Below are 11,311 nucleotides of genomic sequence, written 5' to 3' on the forward strand. Positions count from 1 at the left end.
CATGGACCCTCGCAACGCCATCGCTGTCAGCGCGACCCTGCACTGCCTGACCGGTTGCGCCATCGGTGAGGTCGCCGGCCTGATGGTCGGTACGGCGCTCGGCCTGTCCGCCGGCCAGACCATCGCGCTCGCGGTCGGCCTCGCCTTCGCCTTCGGCTACCTGCTCTCGTCGCTGCCGCTCGTCGGTGCCGGCATGCCCCCGGGCCGCGCGCTGCGCCTGGTGCTCGCCGCTGACACGATCTCCATCGTCGTCATGGAGGTCGTCGACAACGTGGTCATGGCGGCCGTCCCGGGCGCGATGGACTCCGGCCTGGTCGACCCCGTCTTCTGGCTGGCGATGATCGTCGCGCTCGCCGCCGCGTTCCTCGCCGCGTTCCCGGTCAACCGCTTCCTCATCGACCGTGGCCGCGGGCACGCCCTGCACCACGCCCACCACGACCAGCACGACCAGCACGACCAGCACGACCGGCACGACCAGGCCCACGGATCGGAGCACCGATGAGCACCACCACCCTCGCCGCCGGCGTCGCCGGCTTCCTGCTCGGCGGCCTCGTCGTCTCCACCGCCGCCAGCCTGGAGGACGACGACGGGCCGGCCCACGGCCTGGACCGGCCTGCTGTCGTCACCGTCCGGTAGGCGCGAGCACGCACACGGCTCGACCGCGGGTCACTCCGGCTTGTGCGCGATCGCCGCGGCGACCGCGTGGTGCACCTCGGGGTGGAACACCGACGGCATGATGAAGCTCGCGTTGAGCTCGTCGTCGTGGACCACGTGCGCGATCGCGTCGGCCGCGCGCAGGCACATGTCCACGGTGACCTCGTGGGCGCGGGCGTCGAGCAGGCCGCGGAAGACGCCGGGGAACGCCAGCACGTTGTTGATCTGGTTCGGGAAGTCCGAGCGGCCCGAGGCGACCACGGCGGCGTACCTCGCCGCCTGCGCCGGGTCGACCTCCGGGTCCGGGTTGGCCAGGGCGAAGACCACCGGGTCCTCGGCCATCGTCTCGATCCACTCCGGCTTGAGGATGCCGGGCGCGCTGACGCCGATGAAGACGTCGGCCCCCACGAGCACCTCCTGCAGGCCGCCGCTGCGGGACTCCCTGTTGGTCAGGGAGGCCAGCTCCTCGTGCGCGACCGACAGGTCGGCGTCGCCCGCGACGAGGGCGCCGGTGCGGTCGACGACGACCACGTCGCGCACGCCCGCGGCGAGCAGCAGCTTCACGATCGCGGTGCCGGCGGCACCGGCGCCCGAGACGACCACACGCGCCTCGCCGAGCTCCTTCTTCACCACGCGCAGCGCGTTGGTGAGCGCGGCGAGCACCACGATCGCCGTACCGTGCTGGTCGTCGTGGAAGACCGGGATGTCGAGCCGCTCGCGCAGCCGGGCCTCGATCTCGAAGCAGCGCGGCGCTGCGATGTCCTCGAGGTTGATGCCGCCGAAGCCGGGGGCGATCAGCTCGACCGCGCGCACGATCTCGTCGGTGTCCTGGGTGTCGAGGCAGATCGGCCAGGCGTCGATCTCGCCGAACCTCTTGAACAGCGCCGCCTTGCCCTCCATCACCGGCAGCGCTGCGCCGGGCCCGATGTTGCCCAGGCCGAGGACCGCGCTGCCGTCGGTGACGACGGCGACGGCGTTGCCCTTGATGGTCAGCCGGCGCACGTCCTCCGGGTTCTCGGCGATCGCCATCGACACCCGGCCCACGCCGGGGGTGTAGGCCAGCGACATGTCGTCGCGCGTCTTCAGCGGCACCTTCGAGCCGACCTCGATCTTGCCGCCGAGGTGGATGAGGAAGGTCCGGTCGGAGACCTTGTGCACCTCCACGCCGTCGACGCCGGCGACCGCCTCCTGCAGCTCCGCCGCGTGCTCGGCGTCGGCCGCCGAGCAGGTGACGTCGACGGTCAGCCGGTTGCTGCTGGACTCCGCCACGTCGATGGCGGTGACCATCCCGCCAGCGGCAGCGATCGCCGTGGCGACCTCTCCGACGACCCCGTGGTCGACGGAGGTGCGCAGGCGCATGGTGATGGAGTACGACGAGGCAGTGGCAGTTTTCCGAGGCACGGACCCAGTCAACGCCCGACCGGGGGTTACTCGGAAGTCGCCGGGGTGTCTGATGGCGCGAGCGTGTCGCCTGTCGAGGGCTGCGCGCAGGCACTCGCAAGCTCGGCCCGCACTTGCCCTCGACGCGCCTTCGGCGCGGGCGCCACGCTGCCGCGCCGCGGTTGCCTTGCGTAGGTCCAGCCCCCGCCCGGCGGCAAGCCGACCGCAGGTGGTGGGAGCGCGAACTCCCGGTGGTTGAGGTGCGAGGCCGCCCGCGGCCGAGCCTCGAAACCTCCGGGCCTGCCCGCCGGGCGGTGGTGGGCACGGTCCGGCGGACCGAGGGGCCGGCYMCCCGCGCAGGCGGSCCATCCACTCCTCGACGTCGTCGGAGGTGCGGGGGAGGGCCGAGGACAGGTTGTGCACGCCGTCGGCGGTGACCACCACGTCGTCCTCGATCCGGATGCCGATGCCGCGCAGCTCCTCGGGGACCAGCAGGTCGTCGGCCTGGAAGTAGAGGCCGGGCTCGACGGTGAGCACCATGCCCTCGGCGAGGGTGGCGTCGCGGTAGGCCTCGGGGGCGGCGTGGCCGCAGTCGTGCACGTCCATGCCGAGCATGTGGCTCACGCCGTGCAGGGTCCAGCGGGCGTAGACCTTCGAGTCGGGGGCGAGCGCCTCCTCGGCCGACACCGGCAGCAGGCCGAGGTCGGCCAGGCCGTGCGCCAGCACGACCATCGCCGCGTCGTGGCCGGCGAGGAACTTCACCCCGGGGCGCAGCGCCGCGATCGCGGCCTCCTGGGCCTGGAGCACGAGCGAGTAGAGGTCGCGCTGCAGCGACGTGAACCGGCCGTCGACCGGCAGGGTGCGGGTGACGTCGGCGGTGTAGAGGTTCGCGCCCTCGACGCCCATGTCGCACAGCACCATCTGACCGGGCACGACCGGGCCCGAGTTCTCGATCCAGTGCAGGGTCGTGGCGTGCGGGCCGTTGGCGACGATTGAGTCGTAGCCGAGGTCGTTGCCCATCGTCCGCGCGCGGCGGAAGAAGGTGCCCTCGAGCCAGCGCTCGCCGTGCTCGATGACGCGGTCCCACTCGCGCACGCAGTCCTCGAAGCCGAGGGTGGTCGCGTCGACCGCGGCCTGCAGCTCGCCGACCTCCCACTCGTCCTTGATCAGCCGCAGCTCGGAGAGCACCCGGGCCAGCTCGGCGTCGCGGCCGTCGTCGGGCGTGACGAGGCCGTCGACCACGGGGGAGACGCCGCGGTGCACGCGGGTCTTGGTGCCGCTGCCGAGCGCGCCCGGGAGCTCGTCGACGTGGCGGACCTCGATGCCGAGGGCAGCCGACAGCTCGTCGGCCGACGGGCGCTTGCCGGCCCACAGGGCGCCGTACTGCCGGTCGCGGAAGAACTCGTCGCTCTCGCGGCCCGCGCGCGGACGCGCGTAGAGGGCGGAGGAGCCGTCGGGCTCGACGACCAGGACGGCGTCGGAGGTCTGGTTGCCGCACAGCCAGGTGTGGGCGGTGTCGGGGCGGAAGCGGTAGTCGGTGTCGTACGCGCGGACCTTGTAGCCGCCCGCGGGCAGCACCAGCCGCTCACCCGGGAAGGCCTCGGCCAGGCGGCGCCGACGGTCGACGGCGAGGTCGGCGAGCGGGTGGCGCTCGACCTCGGTCGGCCGGTCGTCCCAGCCGGTGCGCATGAAGGTCGCGTAGGCCTCGGGGACGGCCGGGTCGTGCTGCTCGGTCCTGAGCTGCTCCTCGGCCGCGGACGTCGTGCTGTCGGGGGTGTCCTCTGTCACCTTCCTCACTGTACGCCGCGGGGGACGATCCACGATCAGGGGTTGACGGATGCCTCCCGATAGGCTTCAGCCCATGACAATGGGCCCCCGCAACAGTGTTGCCTTCACGGTCGTCGTGACCGTGGCGGTCGCTGTCGGGGCCCTGCTCACCCTGCTGGTGCTCGCGCTGTCCGGCGCGCCCGGCACGACGTTGCTCGCCACGGCCCTCGCCGCGGTGCCGGTCGGACCCGTGCTCGCGGCGTACCTCTGGCTCGACCGCTACGAGCCCGAGCCGCGGAGCCTGCTCGCCGCCGGCCTCGCCTGGGGCGCGTTCGTGGCGACCATGGCCGCCCTGCTCGTCCAGGGTGTCGGCGGCCTCGTCGTGGGCATCACCGAGACCGCGTCCCTCGCGCTCGCCGCGCCGGTGGTCGAGGAGGCCAGCAAGGGGCTGTTCCTCCTCCTGCTCCTGTGGTGGCGCCGGGCGGAGGTGGACGGGATCCTCGACGGCATCGTCTACGCCGGCATGGTCGGCATCGGCTTCGCCTTTACCGAGAACATCCTCTACCTCGCGGCGGCGTGGAACGGCACCGACGGCCTCGGCCCCGGCGGCTTCGAGGCGGTCACCGGCACGTTCGTGCTGCGCTGCCTGTTCAGCCCGTTCGCACACCCGCTCTTCACCGCGTTCATCGGTGTCGGCATCGGCGTCGCCGTGGCCTCCCGCAGCCGGACGGTGCGCTGGAGCGCCCCGGTCGCCGGCTACCTCGCCGCCGTCCTCGCGCACGGGCTGTGGAACGGCTCGGCGGTGCACGGCTTCGGCGGCTTCGTCGTCGTGTACGCCGTCATCATGCTCCCGGCCTTCGTCGGCATGGTCGCCCTCGCGTGGTGGGCCCGCGAGACCGAGGCCCACGTGCTGCGGATGGCGCTGACCGACGCCGCCGACCGCGGACTGCTCCCGGCCACCGACATCGGCTGGGTCGTGAACCTCCGCGGACGCCGCGAGGCCCGCCGCCACGCCCGGGCCGCCGGCGGGCCGGAGGCGGAGCGCGCGATGCGCGACTACCAGCAGGCAGCCATCGAGCTCGGCTTCCTGCACCACCGCCTGCTGCGTGGCACGGCACCACGGGACTGGCAGGCTCGTGGACAGGACTTCCTCGGTCGCATCCAGGCGGCCCGGCCCCGGATCGCGTTCCCCGGACAGGTGGTACCCCAGCGATGACTCACCAGGCCCCCCGCGGCGGCGACCTCCCCGGTGCCGGCCTCGACGGCCGCATGCTCACCGAGGTGGTGCGGCTGCACGGCGCCCTCAAGGCGGCCCCGCTGCCGCTCGACCTGCCCGGCGTGAGCGCCCTGCGAATCGGCCGCGACCACGTGATCGAGCAGCTCGAGGACTACGTCATCCCGCGGCTGACCGAGATCGAGGCGCCGATGCTCGTCGTGGTCGGCGGGTCGACCGGCGCCGGCAAGTCGACGCTGGTCAACACCCTCGTGGGCCACAAGGTGACCACCCCCGGCCTGCTGCGCCCCACGACGCGGTCGCCGGTCCTGGTCCATCACCCCGAGGACGTCCGCTGGTTCGGCGCCGACCGGCTGCTGCCGGAGCTGGCCCGGGTCAGCGAGCCGACCGCCGACCAGTTCGCGATCCAGCTGGTGCCGAGCACCTCCGTGCCCCGTGGGCTGGCGATCCTCGACGCCCCCGACGTCGACTCGGTCGACGAGCGCAACCGCGAGCTCGCCGGCCAGCTGCTCGCCGCCGCCGACCTGTGGCTGTTCGTCACCTCGGCTGCCCGCTACTCCGACCAGGTGCCGTGGGACCACCTCAAGCTCGCCGTCGACCGCAACACCGCCGTCGCCCTCGTCCTCAGCCGCACCCCGGCCGACGACGTCGCGACCGTGTCCGTCCACCTCGCCCGGATGATGGCTGCCCGCGGCCTGAAGGACAGCCCGCTGTTCGCCGTGGCGCAGGGTGAGGTCAGCGACGAGGGACTCCTGCCCACGTCGTACGCCGTCGAGATCCGTGGCTGGCTGGAGGCCCTCGCCTCCGACGTCGCCGCGCGCCGCGACGTGGTCAACCAGACCGTCGCCGGTGCCGTGCGCACGGTGACCCGCAAGGCGTTCCCGATCGCCGACGCCGTCCAGCTGCAGGTCACTGCAGTCAGCGACCTGCTCGCGGCCGCCGACAAGGTCTACGACGGCGCGCAGACCGGCCTGCTCGCCGCGGCGGCCGACGGCACGCTGCTGCGCGGCGACCTGCTCGCGCGCTGGCAGGAGTTCGTCGGCAGCGGCGAGCTCGTGCGCTCCCTCGAGGCGAAGGTCGGCTTCGTCCGCGAGCGCCTCGTGAACGCCATCAAGGGCAAGCCGCAGCAGGCCGAGCGGGTCGCGGTCGCGATCGAGATGGCCGTCGAGGCCCTCGTCGTCGACCACGCCGAGCGCGCCGCCGAGGAGGCGGCCGAGCAGTGGCACGCCGAGGAGTACGGCGCTGCGCTGCTCGCCTCGACCCAGGACGACCTGACCCGCGCCGGCCGCGCGCTGCGCAACCGCGCGACCCAGGAGGTCCGCGGCTGGCTCGACGAGCTCCAGGAGCTGGTGCGCCACGAGGCCGGCGACGCCCGGCACAGTGCCCGCTTCCTCGCCCTCGGCGTGCGCGGGCTGGGGGTCACCCTGGCCGTCGTGGCGCTCGCCGGCGAGGGGGCCAGCGGACCGGGCGCGGAGTCGGTGCGGCAGGGCTGTGCCCTGCTCGACACCACGCTCGGCGCCGGGATCACCGACCGCCTCGTGGAGCAGGCCCGGGGCACGCTCGCGCGCCGGCTCGCGACCCTGATGGGTGCCGAGCGGGCCCGCTACCTCGCGCCGGCGGCGCAGTGGGAGCTCAAGCCCGACGCCGCCGACCAGCTACGCCAGGCAGCGCGGCGGGTGGACGACCTGCGGTTCGCAGCCGCCAAGAAGGGAACGGGTGGACACCTGTGACGAACGGTCTCGACACGGACACGACGCTGGGCGACCTCGCGACGCGGGGCACGCCCGTCGGTGAGCGGCTGCAGGGCCTCGGCGACGCCGTGGTGGCCGCGCGCGGCCACGTCCCCGACGAGCTGCTCGACGAGGTCGCCTCCGCCGCCGACCGGGCGACCGGCCGCCTGCGGCTGTCCGCCCGGCACACGGTGGTCGCGATCGCCGGCGCCACCGGCTCCGGCAAGTCGTCGACCTACAACGCGCTGACCGGCCTCGAGCTGTCCTCCGTCGGCGTCCGCCGCCCCACCACCTCCTGGGCGACCGCGGTCGTGTGGGGGAGCGAGGGCGCCGACGAGCTCCTCGACTGGATCGGCATCCCGCCGCGCCACCAGACGATGCGCGACTCCATGCTCGACACCCGGCACACCGACAGCGCCCTCGACGGCGTCGTGCTGCTCGACCTGCCCGACCACGACTCGACCGAGGTCTCCCACCACCTCGAGGTCGACCGGCTGGTGGCCGTCGCCGACCTGATGGTCTGGATCCTCGACCCCCAGAAGTACGCCGACGCGGCGGTCCACGACCGCTACTTCAAGAAGCTGACCTCCCACCAGGGGGTGATGCTCGTCGCGCTCAACCACATCGACACCGTCCCGGTCGAGCGCCGCCAGGCCATGGTCGACGACGTGCGCCGCCTCCTGGCCGAGGACGGTCTGCCCGACGTGCAGGTGCTCGCGATCTCCGCCAAGCAGGGCATCGGCATGGACGAGCTCCGCGCCGAGATCCGGCGCCGCGTCCAGGACAAGCGCAGCACCACCGCCCGCGTCGAGGCCGACATCGCCGCCGCGGCCGCCCGGCTCGAGGCCGCCGCCGGCGACACCCCCGCCCGCGAGCTCCCCGCGAAGCGCTACGACGAGCTCGAGGACTCCGTCGCCGACGCCGCGGGTGTCTCCGCGGTCGTCGACAGCATCGAGCGCACCGTGGGCGAGCGTGCCCGCCGCGCCGTCGCCTGGCCGCCCTTCCTGCTGCTCGGCCGCAAGGCCGACGGCGACCAGCCGCGCCACGAGCCCGAGGTGGCGCCCGTCGACCGGTCCAGCGTCGACACCGCCGTGCGTGGCGTCGCCGACGAGGCCAGCGAGGGCGTCGGCGCCGGCTGGGCGCCCCACGTGCGCAAGGCCGCCACCGGCCGCCTCGCCGAGGTCAGCGACCGCCTCGACCGCGAGCTCGGCCGGGTCGACCTCCCGACGCGCCTCCCGTTCTGGCTGGTCCTGGTCCGCGTCCTGCACGGGCTGCTGCTCCTCGCCGCCGTCGGCGGGCTCGGCTGGTGGGCCTACGCCGCCATCAGCGGTGAGAGCGCCGACCTGACCGAGGTCGCCGGCCTCCCGCTCCCCGCGGTCATCGGCATCGGGGGGCTCGTGCTCGGCCTGCTGCTCGCCGTCGTCGGCCGCGCCGTGGTCGGCGGGCTGGCCCGCCGGCGTGCCGAGGACGCCGACGAGGAGCTGCGCTCGGTGGTTCACCAGGTCGTCCACGAGGACGTCGTCGCCCCGCTCGCGGAGGAGCTCTCGGCCTACGCCACCTTCCGCCGCGGGATCAGCGCCGCCCGCGCCTGACCCGGTCCCGGGAGCCCCACCCGGAACACGCACGTCCTGCTGCCGTCCACAGCCCGCTGACCGACCCCGCGGCGTCCACAGGGAGCGGGCGCTGGGGTCGTGGTCGTCGTACCGGCGGGGTGGAGTGGCTCCGACCGGCCGCACGGGGCGGCCGGCGCGAGAGGCAGGAGCTCCCCATGGCCAACGAGACGATCGTGACGGTGCAGGGCTGGGTCGCCAACGTGCCGATGGTGCGCGAGGTCGGCGGCGTCCCGGTGATCAACTTCCGGGTCGGCTGCACGCCGCGGCACTACCAGCGGCAGAGCGACACCTGGGTCGACGGACCCACGCAGTGGTACGGCGTGAGCGCCTGGCGCCGCCTCGCCACCCACGCCGGCGCGTCCCTCAAGCAGGGTGACGCCGTGGTCGTCCAGGGTCGGCTCAACCACCGCACCTACGTCAACAAGAACGGCGTCGAGGTGCTCGCGATGGAGATCGACGCGACCGTCGTCGGCCACGACCTCACCCGTGGCACGTCGACCTTCACCAAGGCCGGCGGCGGCACCGGCGCGGCCGGAGACCCCGGAATGGGAGATGCCACAGCGGCTGCGTAGCCTTGGGGCGTGGCTGAATACGTCCTCTCCCTGCGCAACGTTCGCAAGGCCCACGGCGACAAGGTCGTCCTCGACAATGTGACGCTGTCGTTCCTCCACGGCGCCAAGATCGGCGTCGTCGGCCCGAACGGCATGGGCAAGTCGTCGCTGCTCAAGCTGATGGCCGGGCTCGACCAGCCCAACAACGGCGACATCGTCCGCGACCCCGACGCGACGGTCGGCATGCTCCAGCAGGAGCCGCCGCTCACCGAGGGCAAGACCGTCCTCGAGAACGTCGAGGAGGCCGTCGCCGGCATCAAGGCGAAGATGAAGCGCCTCGAGGACGCCTACATGGAGATGGGCGACCCCGACGCCGACCAGGACGCCCTCATGGCCGAGACCGGCGAGCTGCAGACCGAGCTCGACAACCTCAACGCCTGGGACCTCGACAGCCGCCTCGAGCAGGCGATGGACGCGCTGCGCTGCCCGCCGTCGGACCTGCTCGTCGACAACCTCTCCGGTGGTGAGCGCCGCCGCGTCGCGCTGTGCAAGCTGCTGCTCCAGCAGCCCGACCTGCTGCTCCTCGACGAGCCCACCAACCACCTCGACGCCGAGTCGGTGCAGTGGCTCGAGGGCCACCTCAAGAGCTACCCCGGCGCCGTCCTCGCGGTCACCCACGACCGGTACTTCCTCGACAACGTCGCCGAGTGGATCGCCGAGGTCGACCGCGGCTCGATCCACGGCTACGAGGGCAACTACTCGACGTACCTCGAGACCAAGAAGGAGCGCCTCAAGGTCGAGGGCGCCAAGGACGCCAAGCGCGCCAAGATGCTCGAGAAGGAGCTGGAGTGGGTCCGCTCCAACGCCAAGGCGCGGCAGACCAAGTCCAAGGCCCGCCTCCAGCGCTACGAGGAGCTCGCGGCCGAGGCCGACAAGGCCCGCAAGATCGACGCGGCCGACATCAACATCCCGCCGGGCCCGCGCCTGGGTGACGTCGTCCTCGAGGCCGAGCACCTCACCAAGGCGTTCGACGGCCGCACCCTGTGGAACGACATCACCTTCACCCTCCCGCGTGCCGGCATCGTCGGCGTCGTCGGCCCCAACGGTGTCGGCAAGACGACCCTCTTCCGGATGATCACCGGCGGCGAGCAGCCCGACTCCGGCAAGCTCACCGTCGGCCAGACCGTGAAGATCTCCTACGTCGACCAGAGCCGCGGCGGCATCGACCCCAACAAGAACGTCTGGGAGGTCGTTTCCGACGGCCTGGACTTCATCAAGGTCGCCAACTTCGAGATGAACAGCCGCGCCTACGTCGCGTCGTTCGGCTTCAAGGGCCCCGACCAGCAGAAGAAGGCCGGCGTCCTCTCCGGCGGTGAGCGCAACCGCCTCAACCTCGCGCTCACCCTCAAGCAGGGCGGCAACCTGCTGCTCCTCGACGAGCCCACCAACGACCTCGACGTCGAGACCCTGTCCTCCCTCGAGGACGCCCTGCTCGACTTCCCGGGCTGTGCCGTGGTCACCTCGCACGACCGGTGGTTCCTCGACCGCATCGCCACCCACATCCTCGCGTGGGAGGGCACCGAGGAGAACGAGGGCGCCTGGTTCTGGTTCGAGGGCAACTTCGCCTCCTACGAGGAGAACAAGATCGAGCGCCTCGGTGTCGACGCCGCCCGCCCCCACCGCGTCACCCACCGCCGCCTGACCCGCGACTGATCACGGCGCGAGCGCCACGCTCGTGCTTGATTGCGCGAGCGTGTCGCCTGTCGAGGGCCGCGCGCAGGCACTCGCTGCGCTCGGCCCGCACTTGCCCTCGACGCGCCTTCGGTGCGGGCGCCACGCTGTCTGATGGCGCGAGCGTGTCGCCTGTCGAGGGCTGCGCGCGGGCACTCGCAAGCTCGGCCGCACTTGCCCTCGACGCGCCTTCGGCGCGGGCGCCACGCTGCCGCGCCGCGGTTGCCTCCGGTAGGTGGTGGGGTCCGCTTGGCGGCCAGACTTGGGTTCGCTTCGCCTGAATCCCGGTGGTTGAGGTGCGACGAGCGCTAGCGAGGAGCCTCGAAACCTCCGGGCCTTGATGGCGGGCCGTGGCGGGCACAGTCCGGTGCACCGGGGCCGGCGGTTTCGAGGCTCAACCACCGGCGGCGGGGTCCCCGCTCGGAGCCTCCGGGAGGGGGCCGGCGGTGAGGCGCCGCAGGCGCCCGGCGGCCCCTACGAGACCGACCCCAGCACCGACACCCCACGAGACCCGGCCAGGCCGTCGGGTGTCTGGGGTGCCGGACGACGGTCCCTCGTGGAGGCGAATCGGGGTGCCGTCGGCGTCTGTGTGTGATTCCGGCTTGCGCGGGGGAGTGGTGACGCCGGCGGCGGGGTCCCCGCTCGGAGCCT

At 73.1% G+C, this 11,311-nt stretch carries 8 protein-coding genes and 1 pseudogene; 7 read left to right on the forward strand and 2 right to left on the reverse strand.

The window, feature by feature from the left end:
- Position 1 precedes the first annotated feature (1 nt).
- Both L615_RS11475 and L615_RS23300 read left to right on the forward strand, forming a co-directional pair.
- Positions 2 to 502: a DUF4396 domain-containing protein gene (locus tag L615_RS11475; RefSeq protein ID WP_186449835.1), complete on the forward strand. Its 501-nt coding sequence runs from the start codon at positions 2 to 4 to the stop codon at positions 500 to 502.
- Positions 499 to 636 (forward strand): hypothetical protein, encoded by a 138-nt coding sequence (locus L615_RS23300; protein ID WP_157514910.1) that lies wholly within the window; start codon positions 499 to 501, stop codon positions 634 to 636. The genes L615_RS11475 and L615_RS23300 overlap by 4 nt, the downstream gene beginning before the upstream one ends.
- A 30-nt stretch (positions 637 to 666) precedes the next feature.
- Here the strand turns inward: L615_RS23300 and L615_RS11480 are convergent, their stop codons facing one another.
- Positions 667 to 2,013, reverse strand: coding sequence for an NAD-dependent malic enzyme (locus L615_RS11480; RefSeq protein WP_051485866.1), 1,347 nt, complete (start codon positions 2,011 to 2,013; stop codon positions 667 to 669).
- A gap of 462 nt (positions 2,014 to 2,475) precedes the next feature.
- Positions 2,476 to 3,723 (reverse strand): annotated as a pseudogene (locus tag L615_RS11485) (aminopeptidase P family protein); the annotation flags it as partial.
- A 172-nt stretch (positions 3,724 to 3,895) separates the two neighbouring features.
- Here L615_RS11485 and L615_RS11490 point away from each other — a divergent pair.
- The 5 genes from L615_RS11490 (at position 3,896) to ettA (ending at position 10,642) form a co-directional block, all read left to right on the forward strand.
- Positions 3,896 to 5,017 (forward strand): PrsW family intramembrane metalloprotease, encoded by a 1,122-nt coding sequence (locus L615_RS11490; RefSeq protein WP_145725147.1) that lies wholly within the window; start codon positions 3,896 to 3,898, stop codon positions 5,015 to 5,017.
- Entirely contained in the window at positions 5,014 to 6,765 is a 1,752-nt protein-coding gene (locus L615_RS11495; protein ID WP_261376649.1) for a dynamin family protein, read from the forward strand. The genes L615_RS11490 and L615_RS11495 overlap by 4 nt, the downstream gene beginning before the upstream one ends.
- A complete protein-coding gene (locus L615_RS11500; protein WP_051485865.1) occupies positions 6,762 to 8,357 on the forward strand; it encodes a GTPase in 1,596 nt (531 codons plus the stop codon). The genes L615_RS11495 and L615_RS11500 overlap by 4 nt, the downstream gene beginning before the upstream one ends.
- Positions 8,358 to 8,533: 176 nt before the next feature.
- Complete coding sequence (locus L615_RS11505) at positions 8,534 to 8,950, forward strand: single-stranded DNA-binding protein (protein WP_051485864.1); 417 nt, start codon at positions 8,534 to 8,536, stop codon at positions 8,948 to 8,950.
- Positions 8,951 to 8,959: 9 nt separating this feature from the next.
- Positions 8,960 to 10,642, forward strand: coding sequence for an energy-dependent translational throttle protein EttA (gene ettA / locus L615_RS11510; RefSeq protein WP_028656023.1), 1,683 nt, complete (start codon positions 8,960 to 8,962; stop codon positions 10,640 to 10,642).
- The last annotated feature ends 669 nt before the right edge of the window (positions 10,643 to 11,311 follow it).

This window comes from Nocardioides sp. J9 (assembly GCF_007829375.1).
In the GTDB taxonomy this organism is placed as follows: domain Bacteria; phylum Actinomycetota; class Actinomycetes; order Propionibacteriales; family Nocardioidaceae; genus Nocardioides.

What these genes read in the sequence shown, in the direction of transcription:
- L615_RS11480 (WP_051485866.1), bottom strand. Translation starts at nt 2,013, where the DNA reads ATGCGCCTGCGCACCTCCGTCGACCACGGGGTCGTCGGAGAGGTCGCC.
- L615_RS11495 (WP_261376649.1), top strand. Translation starts at nt 5,014, where the DNA reads ATGACTCACCAGGCCCCCCGCGGCGGCGACCTCCCCGGTGCCGGCCTC.
- L615_RS11475 (WP_186449835.1), top strand. Translation starts at nt 2, where the DNA reads ATGGACCCTCGCAACGCCATCGCTGTCAGCGCGACCCTGCACTGCCTG.
- L615_RS11505 (WP_051485864.1), top strand. Translation starts at nt 8,534, where the DNA reads ATGGCCAACGAGACGATCGTGACGGTGCAGGGCTGGGTCGCCAACGTG.
- L615_RS11490 (WP_145725147.1), top strand. Translation starts at nt 3,896, where the DNA reads ATGACAATGGGCCCCCGCAACAGTGTTGCCTTCACGGTCGTCGTGACC.
- L615_RS23300 (WP_157514910.1), top strand. Translation starts at nt 499, where the DNA reads ATGAGCACCACCACCCTCGCCGCCGGCGTCGCCGGCTTCCTGCTCGGC.